This is a genomic window from uncultured Eubacterium sp. (genome assembly GCF_934525195.1).
GTDB lineage: Bacteria > Bacillota > Clostridia > Oscillospirales > Acutalibacteraceae > Eubacterium_R.
Genome location: NZ_CAKSZA010000005.1, coordinates 1 through 25,281, shown reverse-complemented (window position 1 = coordinate 25,281; position 25,281 = coordinate 1). Strand labels below are relative to the sequence as shown.

The following is a 25,281-nucleotide window of genomic DNA, read 5'->3' as shown; positions in this document are numbered from 1 at the left end:
GAGAAACGCTATGATAGCTGTATTGGTAATTACATATGCTTTACTTATTTTGGTTTTGTGCATAGCAATATTCGGCAAAAAGGGTAAAGAAGAGGACAACAACCTCAAAAGAATGAAGTCTATCGACAAAGAGGCTGTTACCGCTGAGTACAAAAACATCGAAACTTCGTTCTATGACCGTAACATCAAACCGCTTGTTAAAAAGCTTTCAAACCTTGACGACCAGGGCAACAAGCAGACAAAATCCGCTCGTAAAAGACAGGAAACTCAAAAGCTTGCTCTTCAGCTTCGCAAGGCAGGACTTCATATGTCGACAGGTAGTTTTACTTATCTTAAAACAGCTGTTGCAGTTGTCGGCACAATTGTTTTTACGGGTATCGGCGTGTTGTTGATGGATGTAACAAGCTATTTTTGGCTTGTAATTGTTGTCGGCGCAATGCTTTCGGTGCTTGCCCCAACCTTTATTTTGAAACAGAAAATCAAAAGCCATCAGGGCGCAATCAGAGCACAGCTTCCCGACACACTTGACCTCCTCAGCGTTTGTATGGAGGCAGGTCTTAGCTTTGACGCCTCGCTTCTCAAGGTGTCTGAGCGTATGGAAGGCCCGCTTATTGATGAACTTGTAACCGTATTCAAGCAAATTCAGCTTGGTAAAAGCAGAAACGACGCACTTAAAGCACTTTCGGATTCAACAGATGTTGATGAGTTGAAAACCTTTGTTTCAGCCGTTATTCAGGCAAATACTCTCGGTATTCCGATTACAAATGTACTTGCCGCACAGTCCGAACAGCTTCGTGTCGCAAAGAGAGAAAAAATCAGAGAAGAAGCTGCAAAAGTTCCGACAAAGATGACTATTCCTACCGTTCTTTTGATTTTGCCGGCTATCATTTGTATTATTATGGGTCCGGTTATTATTCAAGTAATGGATCAGTTTAAGGGCGGAATATTTTAATTATGAAAATGTTAAAAGCATACAAGGGCGACAAGCTCCTTGTAGAAGAAGTTGAAAACGCAAATCATTTTGTGCGCAGATTTATGGGCTTGATGTACCGCAAGAATATGGCAGAAAATCACGGCTTGCTTCTTACACCGTGTGATGAAATTCACACTTTCGGTATGCGGTTTTCCATAGATACCGTCGCACTTGACAAGGACAATAGGGTGCTGTTTATCGACCCTGCCGTTCCTCCGCATAAGGTCAGAAAAAAGGTTAAAAACGCAAAAAAAATCCTTGAACTGAATGCGGGAACTGCTGAACAACTCGGCATAAATGTCGGGGATGTTCTGATATTCAAATAAATTATTTCGGAGTGGAGAATTGAACAATGAGTAACAAAGAAATCGTAGACAGAAGCCAAATTTTAGGTACAAACAAGGTGGAATTTGACAAGTCCCTCAGAGGCTATGACACCGCACAGGTTGACGAATATATCTCAAACCTTATCAATGTGCAAAAGAACGCTTCGGAGAATTTTGACAATCAGGTCAAGGACCTCAGAAACACAAATTCTATGCTTGAATACGAGGTTAATGAACTCAAGGAGCAGGTTAAGAGCCTCACTGCAAAAAATGAATTTGCAACTGAAGAAAAAGAAAGATTGATGAAAAAAATCAACGAAGCTCCTAAGGCGGTTAAAGTTGTTGACGATTCTCAACTAAAGGAATTGCAGGAAAAATACGACGCTTTGTTTAGCAAACACAGACTTTTGGGTGATGAAAACAGAAAGCTCACCAAGGAAAACGAGGACCTCAAGAGAGATGTTGCACATCTTACAAAGAAGGTTGACAAAAATCGTTCGGAAATCAACAATTTGAGAACAAGCGCTGAGGAAAACTACACAAATGTAACCGACGAACGCTTTATTCAAATTTCAAAAATATACGAGGAAGCAATCGACAAGTGCGAAGATTTGATATTCAGACTTCAAACGGAATTGTCGCTTGCACATTCAAAGGCAGAGGATGTTCAATAGTTTCTGCCTAAACAGTAACATCCTATAAGCAAGAGGAGTGATTGCTTTGAAAAAATTGTTTAGACGAAAAGAAAACGGCGATATAGCGCTTATTTCTATATTCGCCAGTCTTGCACTTTTGTCTGTTCTCGCATTGATTATTGATGTGGGTATGACTTATTATCAATGGGCAAAATTGCAAAATGCGGTAGATGCTACAACATATTCTGTTATGCACGAGATTGAAAATATCGGCGATGATTCCGAAATACAGAAAAATGTTGAAGTTTATATGAGCAAGAATCGCTTTGACATTACCGAGTACGGCGACGGTGTTGTGGACGAGGGCGAATCTACTGCAACAAAAACCGTAATTAAATACGGAAGCAACAGCGACCCGGGTGCAACTGTTACCGTTGAAAGAAAAGGCGGTATTTGGGAAGAAAATCAGGATGACGATAGGGAACTTGAGGGTTCTTATATGGATTATGCCTGCATAAAAATTTCCATCAAAGTAAAGCTTAAAGGCTTTTTAAGTTCTCTTTCAGGGCTTAACATTGCCCCTACGGGAGTGGGTTATGCCAAGACCGAAATGCAACCGTATGCTATGCCGGAAGCTTTTAAGTATTCAATTATCGCAAATTCTTCCAAAACAAGTGATGATTACAGAGAAATGGCGCTCAGAATCAACGGAAGAACTAACAATACTCAGGCAATAACAAATATTTTTGTTAACTTTATTAATAAGGTTAATGAGGAATTTATCCAAAAAATAGTTGGCTGGGTTGGCGGTACGCCGAACTACAACGAACTTGTAAACGCAAGCCTTTCTCACGCTATTATCAATTCCGATGTTCACTCAAATGCCGATATCAGCATCGGTGTAAATACAATTCAGGCAAGCCGAGGCAAAGATGCGGATTACAATGGCAAAGACTCAAAGTGTATTTGTCAATCGTTGTGCGCCGAGGGTGCGGTAAATACCTATTGTGATGTTTGTAAAAAAGATTTTAGAAAGTGTACAGGTGATACTCAGACCGAAGACGACTACAATCGAGTTCATTTTTCCGCTGTTAATAAGATTGATTTCTCGGCAGGCAAAATAGCAAACGGTTCTCTTCTCGGAACAGTTATTGGCTCCGAAAAAGACCTTAACACCCGTGTTTATGTCAGAAACTATCAGTATATCGAACAAACACAGGCTGTTCTTTATATCATTGACCAAATGGATTTTGACAAAATCACAAGTCAGGAAACTTTGAGAAGGGCGTTCCTTGAAACAGGCGAGGTCTATTTAAAGGAGTGCATAAATCTTCCTGAGGTGCAAAAAAATGCTGTTCTTGCACAGGCGGATAACCTTAAATATGTTTCCAAAAATAAATATCAGCTTGTAGGACAAAAGTCCATTATTTATGCCACAACAAATGCTATGGCAAATAAAATAATGGAGGACATTCAAGAAAACAGAACAAATATAAGCGAGCTTTACCAAGGCTTCCTTTCGGTAGGTTATGACCCAACAGCAACCAATGACAGCTTGCTTTTGTATGACGGCACAAATATTGACAAGGAAAACAGCACAATCACATTCACTAAGTCGGATAGTGACCAAACTGCCGAGTTGAAAATTATTGATGCCGAAAATACTAACAGAAATGTTGTTCAGATGAACAAACTCGGCAAAGTTACCGAGCAGGCGGAGGCAGGCTATCGTTTTGCAATTGCAAAAACATTCAAGCAAAATGCAGACCCTATGGCTATTCCGAATATGCGCCCTTATTTTGTAAGAGTTGTAAACCGTTCTGTAAGAAACGCAACTGTTTCTAAGTATGACGAATCTGAGAATGGAGACGGTGCCGAGGTTTCGGATTCGGTGTCTGTAAAAGAAGCCGTAAAGAAAGCACAAACTCAACTTGAGAAAACCATAAATCTCAAGAACACTCTTGGAACCGTTGAAAACAAAGACGGCACATTTTCAGACAGTGCGGCAGACGCAACAAACGACCCTACAAAGGTTGAGGCCGGCAAAGCCGACACTTATATTGACAATTCTTTTGCATCATCGGATGTGCTTACAAATCAAGCAACTTCACCGCTTTTGAAGTTTAAACTGACTTCTACCGATCCGTCAGGAAACAGTATGGATTATAAAACATACACGCTTGAAAAGTACGGTAGTAACAACAGCCATCACACCACATATAACGGCACAAAAGTTTTTGACAAAAACGGAAAGCTTAATTCTGCCAAAAATGTTATTGATTCGTATGCAAAGAAAAATTCAAGCAAATACGGCAAGGATGCGGTAAAGAACTTTGAAAAAGAAGATGTCCTTGTTGATGACGATTATAACAATTCCACTATTTGGGACTACGATAAGCACTATGGCAGTGATGCGGTAGCCAAGAAAAAGCATTATATCGAAAACAAACTTACTCTTTCAAGCGAGAGCAAGTTTGAAGATTCTGCCCCTAAAAAGGAAGATGTGTTCCTTATGGCATCGGGCACAAAGAAAAATTATTTTGACAAGCGAATTAAGGAAATCGAGGCTGAAACCGAAGCTATCGACGAGGCAGAGCTCACTATCCCTGAGGATTTGAGGGTTGACAGAGTTCCGTCAAGTTACAGAACTTTGGTTGACGCAACCCTTGCAGACCTTGGATATGACATCAAAACCAGCGTAAGTGTCGAAACCGAAAGCACATCGAACATTTCAAAGAATTACATAAAGCCTGACTTTGAAAACAACCAACTTGTTAATGTTGATAAAACATATACATATGAAGATTTGCTTCCGGGCAAGGACGGAGCAATAAAAAAGAAAGTTTCCGGAAAAACCACGGTTAACGGAAAAGATGTTGACGGCATTTTGGAAGAAACCCGCAAGGATTTTGAAATGAATGCTGAACAAATCGGCAAAATTGTAAAAGATAAATACAATGAACTTAACAAACCTAAATCCACAGCAACTTGGGCTGACGGCGGAACACTTTATGAAATATCAAAGAAATACAGTGATCATGATTGGCAATATGAGCTTAGTGACAAAACACAGTATTCTGAAATCAAAACAATTTGGAAATATACATCTACATCGTGGGCTTATTTTGGTATCAGAGTAAAATCCGGACATTCGGTTGATGTAAAAAATAATGCTAAAATTTCCGGTGGTGAAGCCGATTCTGTAATCGGTGATAATTCAGACAGCGATAAGCCTACCTATATGCACATAGGCGGAAACCTCGAAGTGGACAACGGTAGTTTGACTATCGGCGACAACACAACCGTAATCGTTGACGGCCATGTATATGTTGACGGTAAAAATCACAATTTCACTATCGGTAAAAACTCAAAGCTCATCTGTGGATATGAAATCAGAGTCGGCGGAGAATTTACTGTCGGTGAAAATTCTGTTGTTGTTTCAAAACAAGCAAACACAAAAGATAATTATTCTGTTTCTGTGAACACTATGGTTGCCGAAAAAGGTAGTGAAATCTACGCAATCGGCGACATTAAAAAGGTTTCCGGCTCAGACATTGTTATGAACGGCAAGATTTTCTGCCAAAGAGCTATTTTCTATGACGGCGGCAGCGGAAATATGATTTTCGGAGAAGCATCTCAAACTTTTCTTGGCAGAGACCTTTCAGTAAGTAGCGGCAATATTACTATAGGAGAAAATGCTATTGTTGTTGCAAACAGACCGGAAAATGATACTTGGTTGAATGATGCAGATAAAGAAAAGTCTGTTGTAGATATTGCCGGTAAATATACCCTTAATATGAAGACAGGCTCAGTGCTTGTAACTCACGGTAAGGGAGAACACAGAATAAGATCTGCAATGTATAATTGCGAAAAAGGTTCTCTCATTGTTACCGATATGATTAAAAGCAAAGAAATCAAAAAAGAAGAGAACACTTCAATATTCGGTAATGTCATCTGCAAAAAGTTGGATGTCAGAAATACCGAATTTGCAGAAAATGCTCACATTTTTGCATCAGAGGAAATCTATGTTCAGGATAGCAAGTTGACACTCACTTTCAATCCGGGTGTAAAACTTATCCTTGGCAACAATATTTCAGGACAATCAATCTCTAACTGTGGAGGTCTTGTGTTCAAAACAAGTCCTGAAAATAAAGTTTTTGCTCTTGGCGCAACAGGTACAATTTCAGGCTTCCAAAAGAGCAACGGCAACTATACACTTTATAACGGAAGCTTCCTTTCTGCACCGGGTCTTAATATCAACGACCTTACAATCGAACAGGGCGGCGGCTTCTGCATTCCAAAGGACAGCAGTATCACAGTTAACACCCTCACAATCAAGGACGGAACTTCGGTTTATATTGACAGCATCAAAGCAACAAAACTTGTTATAGATGCAAACGCTTCTATCAACAAAATCGAATCAGCCGACGAGATTGAAATCAAAGAGGGCAAAAAACTTTTGGTTGTCAGCAACTGTACTGCTAAGGACATCAAAAACTACGGTGAATTTCTTGTTACAAATACTCTTGAAGTTTCAGGCACATTCGACAATTTCAACGATACTTTGATTGGTGTGGCAAAAGTTTCAACAAATCCGGGCTTTAACGGAAAGCTCATTTGCACGGGAACAATCAATAACCACAAGACAATTCAGGTTATCGGCAGTGCAGAGGGCAACAAAATCATCAATGAATACAGCGCCTCCCGTTCAACAGGCGGAGAAATCTATGTCAGCGGTGATGTCAACTTTGCAACCGTAGAAAACAAGAAAGACAGCAAGATTATTTGTCCTGCCAAATTTACCGCAACAAATCTCACAAATATGGGTAAGATTCAGGTAAACAATTTTGCTGTGAACGGAAAACTCCTCAACAGTACAGATGGCGAAATCAGAGTTGACAACACTTGTACTATAGAAAAAGGAGATTTGGAAAATAACGGTGTTTTGCATATTAGCGGAATTACTCTGCTCAATACTGTTACAAACAATAATGAGTTGAAGATTGACAGCGATGCAACATTCAACGGTAACGTTGTGAACTCGGCAAATGCAAAACTCCAATGCACTTCGTACGGCGCAACATTTGAATCATATGTTACCAACAACGGCGAAATGAGCATTGCAGGCTCTATTGTTGCAAAAAGCTTGTTTGAAAACAACAAATTTGTTTGCTCAAACAATCAATGCTATTTCAACAATCTTAAAAACAACGAAAACGGTGTAGTAAGTATCTGCGCATTCAAGACGATTGATGTTGACGGCTCTAAGTCGGGTAGTAATATCATAAACTACGGTGTTATTGAAACTTACGGCGGTAGTTTTGTTAACGATATAAACACCCTTTATAACTACGGTGATTTTGTATCGAATGTTAACATAAAAGATTTCGGCAATATTTTGAACTATGGCAAGCTTGAGTGCTTCGAAACATTGCAGGGCGAAACAGCAGGCTGTACTTTCAATAACTTCGGAAAGGTTTATTGCCATTCAAACGTAAGTGTCAGCGGCACAATCACAAACGGAACAATTGACAATCACGATGCTTTGTTCTTTGTAAGTGCAAGCACTTCGACAGAGATTTATGCATATCATATTAATAACTATGCCGATTTCTTTGCACACGACATTAATGTTCGTGTTGTCGATACTTTCAGTTCCTACAAGGGCAGCAGAATTTATGTTGACAAGGGCAATATCTTAACCAAGAAATTTGAGATTAATGCAAAATGCTCTCTCAAATATAACGGCTCTTTTACAATCAGAGATACTCTTGTAAACAGAACAAAGCTTAAATTAACAAAGATTTCTGCACAGAAAATCGAGAATGAGGGCACACTCTTTATTGATTCCGGCTCAAAGGACTTCTTAATTGATTATATTTGGAATAAGAAAGATGCGAAGTTTGCCTTTGCGGGTCCGGGAGGACTTCATTTTATAGGATGTGACAACAACATTTCTCTCTTTAATGAGGGCAATATGTATGTTAACGGAAACATATCGGCTAAGGGTGCTATTCACGCAACTGACGGAGAACTTTATGTTTACGGTAATGCCGAAGTATCCAACTCTGTTTCGTATTCTGTAAACGGCGTCAAGAACAATGTTTATATGGAAGGCTCGGCAGAGCTCTATGTTCATGGCGATATTCCGTGCTCAAATGATAGTGACGGTATGATGATTGCCGAAAATCCTGATGCAGATGCCGAAAAGGCTGTATATAGCGTATATGGCGATCAAGGACTAACCGCTAAAAACAGTCACAACAGCGGTTTGATTAATTGCTATCAAACAGGCGCACAACTTTATTTTGGCGGAAACCTTAATGTTACTCCACCTAAACTTCTTAGTGGTAAGAATACGCAAACAGTAAAGGGTAGTATGTATGTTTATGGCGAATACACTTGTGCTTACATGACAACATTCTACATCAAAGACGGTGGCGTTGTATATATTGAGGGAAATGTTAACTGTCCTTTGACAACTGAGTTGCAACTTGAAAATTTTGCAGGAATTTACTGCTTTGGAAATAGCGTTAAGTTCTACTCGATTACCGCAAACAAATCATATGTTTATCTTTTGAAAATAAAAGACGGCAACGATGTTGTAACGTATAAAGTTAGACTTGAAAATGCGAGTGTACTGTTCACTCCTCAAAATGCGAGAATTCCATCAATCAAATTGTATAAATCCGATGATTCTTTCTACGCTCCTGACCCGGAGGCTTATGTTTCCGTTTCGGAAAATAACTTCAGGGCTGACGGTGTAAGAATTGTTACAAGCGGTAATGTCCAGGTTGTGGGCGAAATCACAATCAAAGAAGGTCAGATGCTCTGTGCCAATAACATAAAGTTTGCTAACAACGGCAAACTCAATGTCAAGGGCACATTGTATATCACGGGCAAAATATATTATGATGACGGCTCAACAACATCTGCACTTTCTAATATCGAGAACCGCATTGCTTTCACGGGTCCAAAGGCTGATGTATTCATCGGCAGGACAAAGAGCGGAGAACTTGAGTTCAACAAAGAACTTGATGTTTTCGGCGAACAAACCTTGTTCTTTGACAATGATATAATAGTAAACGGCAACCTTGCAAACAATTCAAAAAGCAAGGGCGGAATCGGCGGAAACGACCTTGTTCCACACCGTGGTGAAGCTATCATTGTTGAGGGCAATTCAAACCTTTATGTAACAGGCGATGTTTTCTCAAACGGCAAAAACAACAATCTCGGCAACGCTGTTTATGTCGGCGAAAACTGCTCGCTTTCTTGTGGCGGTGCGTTCTATTCCGACTCTGCAATTTATAATTATGGCAAGTTCTATGTATTCGGCGAATTTGTAAATTACAAAAAAGCAGACGGAACAGAAGAAGCAAACGCAAGAACTTGGCCAACCGATAAGGGTAATTCGAACTATAAAGAGGGCAAGTCTATCCTTAACGGTAGCTCAAAGAACCGCAATGCAAGCATTTATATCGGCGGTTATACCGACAGAGATAAAGGCATTGTTTCCAAAAATACAATTATTTTTGTCGGCTATGTTCAAAACTACGGCAAGATTAACATCATGCAAGATGTGTACATCAAGGGCTATAATCCTTGTTCTTACATGTGGATGAGAACCATCGGTGAAGACCCGTATGCCGTATACAGTACAATGAAGGACGAATGGGGTGCAAAAGCATCCATCGTTGCAGAGCAAGGTTCAAGAGCAAACTTCGGCGGAAATGTGGCTATGTTTGCAGGATATGTAACCTTTAACAGAGACACAACGGGCAAAAAAGAAGAAATGCCTGTGTTCTCCGCAGAAGGCGATGCAACTTACGGTCAGGTTATTCTCAACGGCGGTATATTCTATGCAAAGGGTAAAGTCGGATATACAGGCGAAGTAGGCTTTACTGAGGAAGTAAATAGACTTGGCGAAAAAGATGCGTTTGAGAATTACGGAATCAGAAGCCTTTGGATTAGATATTATGCAACCGAATCGGCTCTTGCAGGTGACTGGAAAGGTGCTTACTCAATTGTAAACGGCTTTACATTCTATCCAAACCGTAATGGTGGTTATTCCGCACCTGTTGCGGACGCTGTGTTCTTTGCAGGCGGCGACCTTGTTGTCGGCACAAGCGAAAAAGAATCAGACAACACCAAGATAGGCGGCACAATCCAAAACTACGGCAAGATGTATGTTGACGGTTGTATGAAGTCCTATTCTTATGAAAAGTATGCAATCAACTATGTTGCAATTTCTGCACAAGTCGGTTCAAGCACATTCGCTTCGGGCGAACTTTTCTCAAACAGCGGTACGCTGACAATGCGCAATTCAATGCTTATGTGTGACGGAAACTTCATTTCAAAGCGTTGTGCAAGAATCGGTATTTCTGAAAAAGCTAACAGTGAGGATGACCTCAACTCAAGTTCATATCTTTATGTTGGCGGAAATATGGCAATCAGTACCAACGGTCAAGGCGGAGCCGGTGACCTTGCAGGTAGCTGGGGCGGTGTCAGCACATGGAACTATTTTGATGTTTTCTCAAATGCAAACATCTATGTTGGCGGTTCATTCTTTACAAACAGTATCTTCACCCCTCACAAGAACTTGACATTTATCGTTGACGGTCTTGACAAGGGCGGAGTTAACACAACAACCAACTTTATCACATGGCTTCAAAACCGTGTGACAAATCTCAGCCTTAGAATTGACGGCTATAATCTTGACAACTTCAAGTTTGTTGTAAACAACAGATTCGATGTTCAGGCCACTCTTAAAGAGGGCAGAACAAAGACAATGTTCAACAGATTCTATGTTCACGGAAGCGCATTGCTCAACGACAGAGCAAGAATTTCCGATATGACAAAGTTCTATGTTTACGGCGATTTGGTTAACAGAACGGATGTTCTCGGCAAGATTACCGCATTTGAAATCGGCAGAGCGCTCAATGTTTCCGATGACGGCGACACTTGGGCATCTAAGGGCACATTCGTTGATGAGGAAGACGAACCGAGATTTATCCAAAAAGACGGAAAAGAAGTTCAAAATCCAAAGTTCGATTATAACTATGCCAACGCTTGCTATCTCTATGTTCAGGGCAAACTTGACCTCGACAGAAAGGTAAATATCTATCCGGGCACAACAATCAGAACCGGAAAGGATTACACTCCTCGTGGAATGGTTAAGCTTATGCACGACACAAGCGTATATTCAGGCGGAAAGATTGCGACTCACAGATATATTGATATAGGTCAGTATTCCGAAATTTTCGCAAAGGATAATATCAGCGCTTGGAACTATGTTTGTGTTCGTGAGCACGGCACAATCTTCAGCGGCGGCGAAATAAAGTGCGGAACTTCGTTTGAGGCTAAAACAAGTGCAATAGTTTATGCTTGCGGTTCAATAAAGGCAACGCTCGGCAAAATCAACATTGCCGACAAAACAAAGGTATTCTGTGCAGGCGATATGACCGCACTCAGATATATTGAACTCGGCAAATACGATGCAAAATATAAGGATACCCTTAGATACGAAACACCGAAATCAGGCGACAATGTTTGTACTTGTACAGGTCATTGTACAAATGATGACTACGACAAGGATTGCCCGATTTGCGGCAATGCAAGCAAACCTGCCGACGCATGTAAGGCACCTTATGAATGTATCTGTTCGGAATTGTGCGAAGACGGCAATTTCAACAATGATTGTCCTGTCTGCAACGGCGCTCACGGTTCTGATTGGCATAGCTGTAAGGCTGAAAATCCTGACAGTTCAGACGATCCTGTTTGTATTTGTACTTCAAAGTGCAGCAAGGCAAACCCTGATTGTCCTGTTTGTAATGGCGATTTCAGCAAGTGCGCAATAGAAGATGAGGACGCCGAGGAACTTAAAAACGATTTGCTTGATGATTATACCGACAAGGCTGACGGCGGTGAATTCTACATTGGCAAGGCTTTGGTATCGTATATGGGATATATCAGGCAATACGGTTTCTCCAGCACAACGGTCGGCAAATATGTATTTGCAAACAGATACATAACTCTCAGAAGTAACTCTGATATGTGGGTTCTTCCTGAGGCGTATGAAAACGAAACCTACAAGCATGTTGATGCAAATTTTGAAAGTGATGGCACAATCGGTGGCGAAATCGTCAAAAACCTCAAATTGTTTGCATATAACTTGAAGGATAAATTGTCCTTTAAGAACGGCTCAATTTACGCAATGGGTGATTTCACTTTGAACAAGAATGCCTCCGTTATGGGCACACACGATTTGCTTACATTCGGCAAAGTATTGTTGTGCCACGATTCGTTGGCTTACTTTGGTCACGATTTCAAGTGTTCAACACCAAGCCTTGATTTGGTAGGCGGAATAAAAGGCGATGGCTACAGCGGTTTTGTTTCAAGAGGCGATGTTTACACAACATTGAGATGTAAAAACAAGGCAAAGCACCCTCACGGATATTTGGTTTATACAAAGAATTATGACCCAAATAAAACATATAAGTGTGACAAGTGCGGCGCTCTTCTTGATAAAAAAACGCTCAGGAAAAATGTATCCTGTCCGGTTACGATTTATGCTAATAACGATATCACCATATCAACTTCAACCGAGATGAGAATGTCTTATCTTGTGGCTTGCAAAGGCAATGTGTCTATTTCCGACCCGTTCTATAATTCTTCGGAAAATGACGACAACAATTTGTATCAATTGCCAAATGCTATTGCCGCTTACAGGGGCAATATCACCTATAATGCAATTTATGGCAAAATGTCGGCATTGTTCTATGCTCCGCACGGTGCCGTAACTTTTGACGGCTTCTATCAAGAAATTTGGGGCTCGGTAATCGGCGATACTGTTGACATCAAGACTTTCTATATTAACATCCATAGATTTGAAAATTGGAGAAATATGGATCTTCAGCTTCTTGAATCGGGTAAGGTTTACTTGATTTCAAAAGAAGAGTTCGACAATATGGAAAACAATGTTTCGTCCGAATATGTTGCATTGGGCAATTCAAAAGCCGAAAACCAGGGAGGTGCCTATATGTTCTTTGACGAAAAAATCTTGAACGGCAACACAAACTCCACAGGGCAAGGCACGGAAATTGACACAACGGGTTGACAGATTAATAACAGGCAAGGACGATGAGCAATTGTCGTTTTTGCCTGTTGCAAAAAGTTTAAGGGATAAATTTTGATGGATAAACAAACCAAAAATAAAGTGAAATTATTTGTCGTTTTGGCATTGGCGTTGGCTGTCGTTTTTGTCGGCATTTATTTTGTTGCAGGCAAGCAAACAGGCTCAATCAGCAAGGGCAACAACGATGAATACAATGTTCAGCAACTGAAATTGAACGAGAATTCTGTTATGAAAGGCGACCCGTATGTGTTTTTGGGTTCGGACTTTACCTTTGGCTCAAAGTCGGACGGTCAGTCTTTTGTTGACTATCTCAAAGCGGTTGACGGCATAAAGTGCAAAAAATACGGCGGTGAGGGTTACAAACTTAACGGCAAGGACGAAAATACACTTGTTTATTGTTTCAAAAAAGCGGTTGAGAAAAACACCAATCCAAAGGTCGTTTTTTGCGAAGTTCCCGTGTGCAATGCAAAGGGCAAGCAGTCAAACGGCGAGTTGACTTCAAGTTACTATATCGGCGATTACGACACAACAACTCTCTACGGCGCAATGGAATATATTTGCGCAAGTGCGGATTTAAACTGGGGTTGCAAGGTGGTGTTTATCACCTGCCCGAGCAACAACAAAAAGAAATATGCCGAGGTTGTGAAAGCGGCGAATGATGTGGCTGAAAAATGGAATTCAAAGGTGATTAATTTCTACGATGACGAGGAAATTTCGCTTGATAAAAAAGAAAAAAAGCTGTATATGGTTGACGATTCATCACCTACAAAGGCGGGCTACAACAAGGTTTATGCCCCTAAAGTAGAAGAATTTATGCACAGATATTTTTATTTTGAATGAACAAGATTTATATGATGACCGCTGTTGAATTGACTTCGACAGCGGTTGAATTTGTTGAAAAAAACTATCCGAAAAGATACAAAAAATCGCTTCAATATGCCGACAAATCCGACTCCGATTTGTGCCTTTGTGTTGCACTTTTGCTTGATAGGGCTAAAATCAGCGAGGATGAGATTTTGTATACCGATACGGAAAAACCGTATCTCAATGACGGCAGATATTTCAGTGTTTCACACAGCGGCAACCTTTGTGTATTGGCGGTTTTTGATTGCCCTGTCGGTGTGGATGTTGAGGCTGTCGGCAGAGTGAAAAAGAATGTTTCGGCTCGATTTTTTACAGAACCCGAACAGGCTTGGGCAGGCGATGACGATGTGAAACTGACCGTTCTTTGGACGCTCAAAGAGGCGTTGTCAAAACTTACGGGCAAGGGCATAAAAATGCTTTTTGACGGTGTGGATGTTCTTCCGCTTACTCGTGGTAAAGCTATTGTGCTTGAGGGTAAAAAAATAACCGCCGAGTATCAATTCATCGGTGATTATGTGTTGTCAATTATAACTTCATAAATAAAAATCCGTAAGCGTTATGTTTACGGATTTTTGTTTTGTGTTATTTTTTATCTTTTTTCTCGTTAGGGCTTTTCATAGTCAGCGAAATTCGCTTTTTGTCAACATCAACCGACAGCACCCAAACGGTCACAATGTCGCCCACCTTGAGCACATCCGACGGATGCTTGATGTAGCGGTTTGTGATTTGGCTGATGTGCACAAGTCCGTCTTGATGCACGCCGATGTCAACAAATGCACCAAAGTCGATAACATTTCTGACTGTGCCGTTGAGTTCCATTCCCGCTTTCAAATCTTCCATGCCCATAACATCCGTGCGCAGAAGCGGCTTTGGCAGTTCATCTCTTGGGTCACGTCCCGGCTTTGAAAGTTCGCTGACGATGTCAACAAGGGTCGGCTCGCCGATGTCAAGTTTTTGCGCAAGCGCCGACGTTCCGATTGTTTGCACCTGTGATTGAAGTTTTGCGATGTTGCCCGATTTGATGTCGTTTTCAGACACTTCGCAAACTTTCAAAAGTTCCTTTGCCGCCGAATAACTTTCAGGGTGAACAGCAGTGTTGTCAAATACATTTTTGCTTTCGGCAACACGCAAGAAACCTGCACATTGCTCAAATGCCTTTGGTCCTAATTTGGCAACTTTTTTCAACTCGCTTCTTGATGTGAATGAGCCGTTTTCCTCACGGTATGCAACAATATTTTTTGCAACTGCACTTGAAACGCCTGCAACTCTTGAAAGTAATTGCGGTGACGCAGTGTTGAGGTCAACTCCAACGCTGTTTACGCAACTTTCAACAACACCGTCAAGCTCTGCCGACAGTTCTTTTTGCGGCATATCGTGTTGATATTGACCGACGCCGATTGCCTTTGGGTCGATTTTTACAAGTTCTGCAAGCGGGTCTTGAAGTCGTCTTGCAATGCTGACCGCACTGCGCAGGCTGACATCGAATTGCGGAAATTCCTCCGCCGCAAGCTTTGATGCGCTGTAAACCGATGCACCCGCTTCGCTGACAACCATATAGGTTATACCGCAGTTGAGTTCCTTGATAAGGTCGGACGCAAACACCTCTGTTTCGTGCGATGCCGTGCCGTTGCCAATTGCAAACATCTTGACATTGTGCTTTTTCACAAGTGCGGTGATTGTCTTTTTCGCTTCGTCAATTTTGTTGTGTGGCGGTGCAGGATAAATAACTCCCGTGTCGAGCACCTTGCCTGTTTCGCTGATAACCGCAACCTTGCAGCCTGTGCGATAGCCCGGGTCAAGCCCGATTGTGACATTGCCTTTTACAGGCGGTTGCATAAGAAGTTGACGAGTGTTTTCGCCAAAGACTTTGATTGATGCTTCGCAGGCGTTGTCGGTTAGTTCGTTGCGGATTTCTCGCTCGATAGACGGGAAGATGAGTCTGCTGAATGAATCTTCAATCGCTTCGATAACAAGGTCGGTCGCCTTGGTGTTGTTTTTGCAGTGAATGTTGAAAAGCAGGTCTGTGGCAATGGTCTTGTCAAATTCGATTGCAACCTTGAGTTTGCCCTCTTTTTCGCCTCTGTTGACTGCCAAAACTCTGTGCCCTGCAATGGATTTTACAGGTTCGCTGTATTCCTTGTACATTTCGTACACGCCGAGGTCTTCATCTGCTCCCTTTGATGTGAGCATACCGTTGTTGTGCACGGCGTAGCGGATAAGTTTTCTGCCGTTCGGGTCGTCGGAAACAAGCTCTGCAATGATGTCCTTTGCGCCCTGAAGTGCGCTTTCGATGTCAGCAACCTCATCGGTCAGGTAGTCCTCTGCCAAAATTTCAGGTGCAGGAGTGCCTTTTTCCTGTGCGTAGATTGCCTCTGCAAGCGGTTCGAGTCCGAGTGCCTTTGCAACCGATGCTCTTGTTTTTCTCTTTGGGCGGAACGGACGGTAGATGTCCTCAAGTTCCGTCATTGTCTTTGCGTTTTCGATAGATTTTGCAATGTCGTCCGTCATCTTTTCCTGCTCGGTGATGGATGCAATAATCTTTTCTTTTTGCTCCTCTAATGAGCGGAGATAGTTCAGCCTGTCGTTCAACTCTCTGAGCAACTGGTCGTCAAGTGAACCCGTGGCTTCCTTTCTGTATCGTGCAATGAACGGAATTGTGTTTCCGTCGTCAATGAGTTTAACCGTGTTTTCCGCCTGCCAAGGCTTTAGCGAAAACTCAAGTTCTAATTGTTTTACTATATCCATAGTTACTTCCTTTTTTGTGTGATACATTCAGTTTACCAAAAATTGATGGTTCTTTCAAGCAAATTGCAGCGGTATTTTTTAGTAATAATAGCCAAAAAATACGACAGTTTTTTTACCATATAGTTTTGATTGTACCTTGAATATTGATTGTATTATATATTATAATTAAAAGGGATATGCCGATTTGCAACTTTTAACCTCGAAATGGTGGCTTGTAATCGGGCATAAATAACAATCGGAGAGGGATTATGAATAATATTTTTTTCACGAGTGATAGGGAGGAAAGATATGCAAAAGCGTGTCTTGTTTTTGCCGAACAGCTCGGACTGATTGACGATAGCAGTCTTGATGCGGTTGTGTCAAGATGTGAAAATGAAAACTTCAAACGTAAAACTGCTCTTGACAACGGTGAGATTGTTTACGGCTTGAAGCAGTTTACACCGACAGCGTATCTTGATTGGGAACTTACCCGTTTCAGACTTGATTTTGTGTCGGAACAAAAGGATATTAAGTATAGCTACAAACCTATTGAAAAATCACAACTCAAGGAATACTACAAACTTAACAAGGATTTATTTACCCGTTATAACGGCGATAAGTTCAGATTTAAAGAATCACGAGATGTTGTCTACAAGAAAATAAGAGAGGAGGAATATGAAAATGAAATCAACAACATATTACGCAAGCTCTCTTAACGGAAACGACAATAATGACGGCTTGACTCCTCAAACCGCCTTTTTAACTCTTGATAAGGTCAATTCGCTCAAACTCAATGCAGGAGATAAGATTTTGCTTGAAAGAGGTGCGGTGTTCAACAATCAGTTTTTGCACCTCAAAAATTGCGGAAGCATTGACGGCGAGGCAATCGAGATTGCACCTTACGGTGATGGTGAGCGCCCTCCGTTTATCAACACAAACGGCGAGGGCATTTGGTATCAGGATTACGGCACAAAACTCGACAACGCAGGGCATATTTACAAGGGTGATGTTTCTTCCTCCGTGCTTCTTTATGATGTGGAGAATATCATCATCCGTGATATAGAAATTTCCAACAAGGAGGAATTTGTTTCTCCCGAGGCTTATAGCGACCCTGACAAGAGGGACAGAACAGGTGTTGCGGTTGTTGCTCAAAACAGAGGAACTGTTCATTCAATCACACTCAAAAATCTTTTTGTTCACGATGTCAACGGCAATGTTTACAACAAGCATATGAACAACGGCGGTATTTATATGACCGTTTTCAAGCCTGAGGACGAAAGCAAAACAGGCGTTGCAAGATATGATGGCGTAACTGTCGAGGGTTGTTTTGTAAAGAATGTCAGCAGATGGGGAATTGCAGTCGGATATACTTATCGTCACGCTGATTTTGCAGGCAAGGAACTTAAAGAGGAAACCTTTGAAAAATACGGCAACCTTAATATTTTGATTACCGGCAACTACACAAAGAATATCGGCGGTGACGCAATCACTCCGATGTATGCACTCACTCCGCTTGTTGAACACAATGTTTCGGACACTTGCGCAACCGAGATGAACGACCGTGTTTATACCAAACCCGGCAAGAGAATGGGCAAGGTTGCGGCTGCGATTTGGCCGTGGAAATGCAAAAATGCTTTGCTTCAATACAATGAGGGTGTAGACACAAAACTTAATCAAGACGGTATGCCGTGGGATGCCGATTCGGGTGACGGCACTACATATAAATATAACTATTCAAGGCTCAACGAGGGCGGATGTATGATGTTCTGCCTCGGTGAAGCGGTGCACAATACATTTGTGAACAATGTCAGCTATGACGATTTGGGCGGAATTTTAAGTCCGTCCGGCAATCCTGATGCTTATGTTGCGGACAACGAATTCTATATGCGAAAGAGTGTTCCGCTCAAACGCAAGAGAAATCACGGCAAAATGACTCTCAAAAATAACAAAATACAAATTATAGATTAACGAGGTACAAATATGGCGCAAAACAAAGGCAGAGTAACCATTCCTACCGATATGGATGTGGTTAAGGAAACTCTTGAAATTATGGACGAATGGGGCGCAGACGCAATCCGTGACTGTGACGGTACAGAGTTCCCACAGGAGCTTAGAGACACAGGTGCAAAGATTTATGCAACCTATTACACCACCAGAAAAGATAACGAATGGGCAAAGGCTAACCCTGATGAAATTCAGCAGATGTACATTATGACTCCGTTTTACACGGCAACCGAGTCAACACTTGAAATTCATCTTATGAATCATCTTTATCCCGATATGCTCAAAGTTAACAATCGTGACGACATCACAAGATGGTGGGAGGTTATCGACCGCACAACAGGTGATGTTGTTGCTCCGACCGATTGGGAATATGACGAGGCAACAGGCAATGTAAAGATTAACAAGTGCACACCATTCCACGAATACACAGTAAGTTTCCTTGCTTACATTATGTGGGACCCGGTTCATATGTACAACGCAGTTGTCAACGAGTGGAAAGATGTTGAGCCGCAGATCACTTTTGATGTTCGTCAGCCAAAGACAAGAGCACATTCACTCGACAGACTTCGCAGATTCCTTGACACTCACGATTATGTTGATGTTGTCAGATTCACAACATTTTTCCATCAGTTCACTCTTGTGTTTGATGAATTTGCGAGAGAAAAATTTGTTGATTGGTTCGGCTATTCGGCTTCTGTAAGCCCATATATCCTTGAACAATTCGAAAAAGAGGTCGGCTACAAGTTCCGTCCGGAGTTCATCATTGACCAGGGTTATATGAACAACACTTATCGTATTCCGTCAAAGGAATTCAAGGATTTCCAAAAGTTCCAAATGCGTGAGGTTGCAAAACTTGCCAAGGAAATGGTGGACATTGTTCACGAGTACGGCAAGGAAGCAATGATGTTTATGGGCGACCATTGGATTGGTATGGAGCCGTTTATGGATGACTTTGCATCAATCGGTCTTGACGCTGTTGTGGGCAGTGTCGGCAACGGTGCAACACTTCGTCTTTTCAGCGATATTAAAAATGTAAAGTACACCGAGGGCAGATTTTTGCCTTATTTCTTCCCTGATGTTTTCTGCGAGGGCGGCGACCCTATTTATGAAGCAAAGGTAAATTGGGTAACTGCAAGACGAGCAATTTTGAGAAGTCCTATTCAGCGTATCGGCTACGGCGGTTATCTCAAACTTGCGCTCAAATTCCCTGAATTTGTTGAATATATCAAGGGTGTTTGCGATGAATTCCGCACTCTTTATGATAATATTCAGGGCGTAACTCCTTATTGTGTAAAGAAAGTTGCTGTGCTTAACTGTTGGGGCAAGATGCGTTCTTGGTCAAATCATATGGTTCACCACGGACTTTATTACAGACAAAACTATTCTTATTTCGGAGTTATCGAGGCTCTCAGCGGTGCACCGTTTGATGTTTCGTTCATCAGCTTTGATGATATTAAGAATGACGATAATTTCCTCGACAAGTTTGATGTAATCATCAATGTCGGCGATGCGGACACCGCACAGTCGGGCGGCGAATATTGGGCAGATGAAAAAATTATCACAGCCGTTAAGAAGTTCGTGTTCAACGGCGGCGGATTTATCGGTGTCGGTGAGCCTGCCGCTCATCATTGGCAGGGCAAGTTCTTCCAGCTCAATGATATTTTGGGCGTTGAGGAAGAAAACGGCTTCACTCTCAACACTCGCAGATACAACACCGAGGAGCACAGAGACCACTTCATCCTTGCAGATACTGAAAACGGCAATGTTGACTTCGGCGAGGGCAAGAAGAATATTGTTGCTCTTGACGGCACAACCGTTCTTGTTCAAAATGCGACCGAGCTTCCGTTCGCCGTAAGACACGCCGAGGAAGTTCAAATGGCTGTCAGAGAATTCGGCAAGGGCAGAGGCGTTTACATCAGCGGACTTCCGTATTCGTTCGAGAACAGCCGTGTGCTTTATCGTGCTGTTTTGTGGAGTGCTTCGGCAGAGGACGAGCTTCACCGTTGGTATTCAACAAACTACAATGTTGAGGTTCACGCTTATGTAAAGAACGGCAAGTATTGCGTTGTAAACAACACTTATGAGCCACAGGACACAACTGTTTATGTCGGTGACGGCACAAGTTTTGAATTGCATCTTGAAGCAAACGAAATCAAGTGGTATCAAATTTAATTAGACATTAAAAATATCGGGGCTTTTGCGATTGGTTTTGGTCGTAAAAGCTCCGTTTTTCGTTAAAAATTTTATTTTATTTACCAAAATAGTAAAAATTCTTAAATAATTGTTAAAATTTTAACAATACTTACTTAAAATTTTGTGGTATAATATAGAAAACGAAAAGAAAAAACGGAGGTTTTCATTATGGCTAACAGAATCGTACTTAATACAGTTTCATATCACGGCAAGGGCGCAATCAAGGAAATTGCTCCTATTGCTCAGTCAAAGGGATGGAAGCACATTTTTGTTTGCTCCGACCCTGACCTCATCAAATTTGGTGTTACATCAAAGGTAACAGACCTTCTTGACGAGGCAAAAATTCCATACACAGTTTATTCAGGCATCAAGCCAAACCCAACAATCGAAAATGTTGTTGAGGGTGTAGAAAGCTTCAAGGCTTGCGGCGCAGATTCAATCATCGCTATCGGCGGCGGTTCATCAATGGACACAGCAAAGGCTATCGGCATCATCATTGCAAATCCTGAATTTGCAGATGTTCGTTCGCTTGAGGGCGTTGCTCCGACAAAAAATCACGCCGTTCCGACAATCGCAGTTCCGACAACAGCAGGCACAGCAGCAGAGGTTACAATCAACTATGTAATCACCGATGTTCAAAAGGAAAGAAAGTTCGTTTGCGTTGACGAAAACGATATTCCTGAATATGCGGTTGTTGACCCTGATATGATGTCATCAATGCCAAAGGGACTCACAGCTTCAACAGGTATGGACGCACTCACACACGCTATCGAGGGCTACACAACAAAGGGTGCTTGGGAAATGTCTGATATGTTCCATCTTGAAGCAATCAAACTTATCGCAAAGCATCTCCGTGGTGCAGTTGAAAACAAGCCTGAGGACAGAGAGGGAATGGCTCTTGCACAGTATATCGCAGGTATGGGCTTCTCAAATGTAGGCCTTGGCATTGCTCACTCAATCGCACATACACTCGGTGCTCACTACGACACACCTCACGGCGTAGCTTGTGCTATGATGCTCCCAATCGTTATGGAATATAACGAGGACTTCACAGGCGAGAAGTACAGAGAAATTGCTCGTGCAATGGGCGTTGAGGGCGTTGACGATATGTCACAGGCAGAATACAGAAAGGCTGCTGTTGACGCTGTTAAGAAGCTTTCGGCAGATGTAGGCATTCCGGCTGTTAATGAAAAAGTAAAAGCAGAAGACCTTGATGTTCTTGCAGCAGACGCATTCGCAGACGCTTGCCGTCCTGGCAATCCAAGAGATACAAACGAAGCAGAACTCAAGGAACTTTACAAGAAAATTATGGCATAATAAATTTGCTTCATAATATAAACAGAGGCACACCCCTCCTCTGTAAGCAGGACGCAGTGAGCACCCCACTCACTGTGTCAACCTTTTTTTAAAAATTTCAAAAAAACCCTTGCATTTTTGAAAATGTATGTTATAATAATTAGGCAAAAGCGATTAGCATATATAGAGGTATAGTGTAACGGTAACACTCCGGACTCTGACTCCGTCATTTAAGGTTCGAATCCTTATACCTCTGCCATTACCTCGGAACATTCGTGTTCCGAGGCTTTTTTATGCCCGAATACTGCTTTTTACGGCGGTATTCGGGCACTTTTTCTTTGCCTTAAAATATCGTGAGAGTCTTTGAGAGATTCTAAGAGACGGCAAATTTCAAAATTTCAAAGTCATTTTAGTGCGATTTAGTGCATTTATGACTGAGACTTTTGAGAGACATCGCTCGAATCAAAATCGTAACACAAATTGAAATTAGCAAAAAATTTGAGAGACATTTCAAAAAATAAAGAGGGCTTAAAGTAATAAAACTTTAAACCCTCTTTTTTAAGTTTGCCCTTTTATATTGTTTATCCATCAAAAATGCAAAGGTAGCTATCAAAAGGATTACTTATCTGACAAGTTTATATGGTGGAAAGTACGCTCCCTACTGATAACAGGAACTTCAGAGGGTAGACAAACAGATTGACTTTCTGTCCGCTTTTTGATATAATTAGTTAGTCATTGCTAACTGATTGTATCATACTTATAAACGGACTTTTATTCAACATTTATCAAGATTCACGATTCACGGCTGCTGTTTTAAATAGAAAACTACCGGGGTGGGCAAAGCGGTATGCTGAAAGCCTCGTTCCCGCTGGCCTATATCGAGTGTGTAAAATTGGAGGTGTAATATGTCATTCTTTGAAAACACCCGCAAGCCTGTGGGCTTTGGCGGGAAAATCATGGTCGCCATGATGAACATGGGACACAGTCCTGTGGCACGGTGGGGACTTCGCTTTTTAGAGCTTACTCCGGACGCTAAGGTGCTGGATTGCGGCTGCGGTGGAGGGGCGAACATCAAGAGACTTCTGAAAAAATGTCCGCAGGGCATCGTGAAAGGCATCGACTATTCACCTGTCAGCGTGGAGAAATCCAAAAAGGTCAACGAAGCCGCCATCGCGGAGGATCGCTGCGCCGTTCTGCATGGCAGTGTGGCGGATATGGAGTTTGCGGACGAACGCTTCGACGCTGTAACGGCCTTTGAAACCGTCTATTTCTGGCCTGATCTGCCGCAATGCTTCCGGGAGATTTATCGAGTGCTGAAGCCCGGTGGGACATTTCTCATCTGCAACGAAAGCAACGGCGATACGGACAAGGATGAGAAGTGGACGGAGATCATCGGCGGCATGATCATCTACAAAGACATTGAATTAAAGGCATATCTGGAGCAGGCGGGGTTTCACGATGTGCAGATACACAAAAAGAAAAGCTGGCTCTGTATCACAGCGCGGAAGTGAGGGAGAAGCAGACAGATGAAGGACAACGAGCTTCTATTCGACCGCAAAAGCCATGTGCTGTATTCAAAGCCTTGCAAGAAAGAGATACAGGCGAAAATCGCCCTGCACTATCCAAAAGCAGAGCGGAAGACAATATGGGAACAGGTGCAGCGGCAGTACGCGGTCTATCTCTCCGACTGGCGCACCGATTTGGGCGGCAAAAAGAACTTCCACAACGGAGTAGGCGGTACCTACGACTGCATCGCCATCATGAGCTATTATGTGGTCTGCAAAGCAGTTACCTCGTTCCGTGAAATCGAAGAGATGGAGGAAAATCTGATTCTTCCGACTTTCCGCAAACTGAAATTTGTGGACTGCAACAAGCCGTTCTGGAGGAGGCTGATGTATAAGGCGTTTGTTCGTGCGAAAAGCGGCTGCGACAAATGGCACGATTACGAGATGTCAGTTGCGCCTTATAAAACCGACAAGCCTATTTATTATGAATTTACGGCGTGCCCGGCAGCAGAGTTTGCCATCCGGCACGGTCTTACGGATATTATGCCCGCCCTGTGTAATGTGGACTTTGCGTCTATGGAGCTGCTCCACGCAAAGCTTATACGGGCGACTACCTGCGTGAACGGCTGCCGGTGCGACTATACCATCTGCGGCGACCGGGATCCGTATATAAAAGAACATCCCGAATATCGGGATGAAGCGGGCTTCAGAAGGAACAAATAAAAACGCAATGTAAAGGCGGTGAGACAAATGGAAACCTTTCTCGGAATACTGATTCCCTTTCTTGGCACAACGCTGGGCTCAGCCTGCGTGTTTTTTATGAAACAGTCACTTAGTGATTTGGTGCGGCGATCTCTTGCCGGATTTGCCGCCGGTGTGATGGTGGCAGCGTCCATCTGGAGCTTGCTGATCCCCGCCATTGAGCAGTCGGAGGATATGGGAAAGCTCTCCTTTCTTCCCGCCTTTATCGGATTTTGGGTCGGCGTGCTGTTTTTGCTCCAGCTTGACCGTTTGATTCCCCATCTTCATGTGGGAAGTGAACAGGCCGAGGGTCCGAAAAGCAAACTCGGGCGCACCACCATGATGATGCTGGCGGTGACCTTACATAACATTCCGGAGGGAATGGCGGTCGGCGTGGTGTATGCAGGCTTTCTTTCGGGAAATACGCAAATTACTGCGGCAAGCGCACTGGTGCTCTCCCTCGGCATTGCCATTCAGAATTTTCCCGAAGGTGCGATTATCTCCATGCCGCTCCGGGCGGAGGGGGTACGCAAGGGCCGAGCGTTTCTCGGCGGCGTGCTTTCCGGCGTTGTCGAGCCTATCGGCGCGGTGCTGACGCTTCTCGCGGCGCAGCTTGTGATCCCGGCGCTGCCGTATCTGCTGAGCTTTGCAGCGGGTGCCATGCTCTATGTGGTGGTAGAGGAATTGATTCCGGAAATGTCGCAGGGGCGGCACTCGAATCTTGGAACGGTGTTCTTTGCGGTAGGATTCAGCGTGATGATGGTGCTAGATGTGGCATTGGGATAAGGAAGTAAATGATGCTTTTTATAAAAATATGAGGTGATAGAAATGCTGTTTCAAACATATGGCGACAGGAGGAATCCTGCCGTGCTGTTCTTTCATGCAA

The 25,281-nt window shown here is 42.6% G+C and carries 14 protein-coding genes and 1 tRNA gene; 14 read left to right on the top strand and 1 reads right to left on the bottom strand.

What is annotated here, in order from left to right:
• The first annotated feature begins 10 nt into the window (after nt 1–10).
• The 6 genes from Q0E03_RS06090 to Q0E03_RS06065 all read left to right on the top strand — a co-directional run bounded on the left by Q0E03_RS06090 (nt 11) and on the right by Q0E03_RS06065 (nt 14,471).
• Nucleotides 11–952: a type II secretion system F family protein gene (locus tag Q0E03_RS06090; protein WP_297130431.1), complete on the top strand. Its 942-nt coding sequence runs from the start codon at nt 11–13 to the stop codon at nt 950–952.
• A gap of 2 nt (nt 953–954) precedes the next feature.
• A complete protein-coding gene (locus tag Q0E03_RS06085) occupies nt 955–1,299 on the top strand; it encodes a DUF192 domain-containing protein (RefSeq protein WP_294836195.1) in 345 nt (114 codons plus the stop codon).
• Between the two features lie 26 nt (nt 1,300–1,325).
• Nucleotides 1,326–1,973, top strand: a complete 648-nt coding sequence (locus Q0E03_RS06080; protein WP_297130427.1) for a DivIVA domain-containing protein — start codon at nt 1,326–1,328, stop codon at nt 1,971–1,973.
• Nucleotides 1,974–2,019: 46 nt separating this feature from the next.
• A complete protein-coding gene (locus Q0E03_RS06075; protein WP_297130424.1) occupies nt 2,020–13,050 on the top strand; it encodes a hypothetical protein in 11,031 nt (3,676 codons plus the stop codon).
• Nucleotides 13,051–13,149: 99 nt separating this feature from the next.
• Nucleotides 13,150–13,908 carry a hypothetical protein gene (locus Q0E03_RS06070; RefSeq protein ID WP_297130421.1) on the top strand — a complete coding sequence of 253 codons (759 nt, stop codon included), beginning with the start codon at nt 13,150–13,152 and terminating at the stop codon, nt 13,906–13,908.
• On the top strand, nt 13,905–14,471 hold the full coding sequence (locus Q0E03_RS06065) for a 4'-phosphopantetheinyl transferase superfamily protein (protein ID WP_297130418.1): 567 nt from the start codon (nt 13,905–13,907) through the stop codon (nt 14,469–14,471). Before Q0E03_RS06070 ends, Q0E03_RS06065 begins: the two co-directional genes overlap by 4 nt.
• Nucleotides 14,472–14,514: 43 nt before the next feature.
• Here Q0E03_RS06065 and Q0E03_RS06060 read toward each other — a convergent pair whose 3' ends face one another.
• The gene (locus tag Q0E03_RS06060; protein ID WP_297130415.1) at nt 14,515–16,677 is read right to left on the bottom strand and encodes a Tex family protein; all 2,163 of its coding nucleotides are present in this window, start codon (nt 16,675–16,677) and stop codon (nt 14,515–14,517) included.
• 248 nt (nt 16,678–16,925) lie between these two features.
• On the opposite strand from Q0E03_RS06060, the gene Q0E03_RS06055 reads away from it, so the two are divergent.
• From Q0E03_RS06055 to Q0E03_RS06020, 8 genes are all read left to right on the top strand, one after another.
• Nucleotides 16,926–17,372, top strand: a complete 447-nt coding sequence (locus Q0E03_RS06055; protein ID WP_297130412.1) for a hypothetical protein — start codon at nt 16,926–16,928, stop codon at nt 17,370–17,372.
• A complete protein-coding gene (locus Q0E03_RS06050; RefSeq protein ID WP_297130409.1) occupies nt 17,338–18,624 on the top strand; it encodes a polyhydroxyalkanoate depolymerase in 1,287 nt (428 codons plus the stop codon). The genes Q0E03_RS06055 and Q0E03_RS06050 overlap by 35 nt, the downstream gene beginning before the upstream one ends.
• A 12-nt stretch (nt 18,625–18,636) precedes the next feature.
• On the top strand, nt 18,637–20,832 hold the full coding sequence (gene gnpA / locus Q0E03_RS06045) for a 1,3-beta-galactosyl-N-acetylhexosamine phosphorylase (protein WP_297130406.1): 2,196 nt from the start codon (nt 18,637–18,639) through the stop codon (nt 20,830–20,832).
• Nucleotides 20,833–21,021: 189 nt separating this feature from the next.
• Nucleotides 21,022–22,170 carry a lactaldehyde reductase gene (fucO, locus tag Q0E03_RS06040; RefSeq protein WP_297130402.1) on the top strand — a complete coding sequence of 383 codons (1,149 nt, stop codon included), beginning with the start codon at nt 21,022–21,024 and terminating at the stop codon, nt 22,168–22,170.
• A 164-nt stretch (nt 22,171–22,334) separates the two neighbouring features.
• Nucleotides 22,335–22,408 (top strand) — tRNA-Gln (locus Q0E03_RS06035).
• 646 nt (nt 22,409–23,054) lie between these two features.
• Nucleotides 23,055–23,660, top strand: coding sequence for a class I SAM-dependent methyltransferase (locus Q0E03_RS06030; RefSeq protein WP_296968944.1), 606 nt, complete (start codon nt 23,055–23,057; stop codon nt 23,658–23,660).
• Between the two features lie 15 nt (nt 23,661–23,675).
• Complete coding sequence (locus tag Q0E03_RS06025) at nt 23,676–24,377, top strand: L-2-amino-thiazoline-4-carboxylic acid hydrolase (protein WP_297130399.1); 702 nt, start codon at nt 23,676–23,678, stop codon at nt 24,375–24,377.
• Between the two features lie 27 nt (nt 24,378–24,404).
• Complete coding sequence (locus tag Q0E03_RS06020) at nt 24,405–25,181, top strand: ZIP family metal transporter (protein WP_297130396.1); 777 nt, start codon at nt 24,405–24,407, stop codon at nt 25,179–25,181.
• The last annotated feature ends 100 nt before the right edge of the window (nt 25,182–25,281 follow it).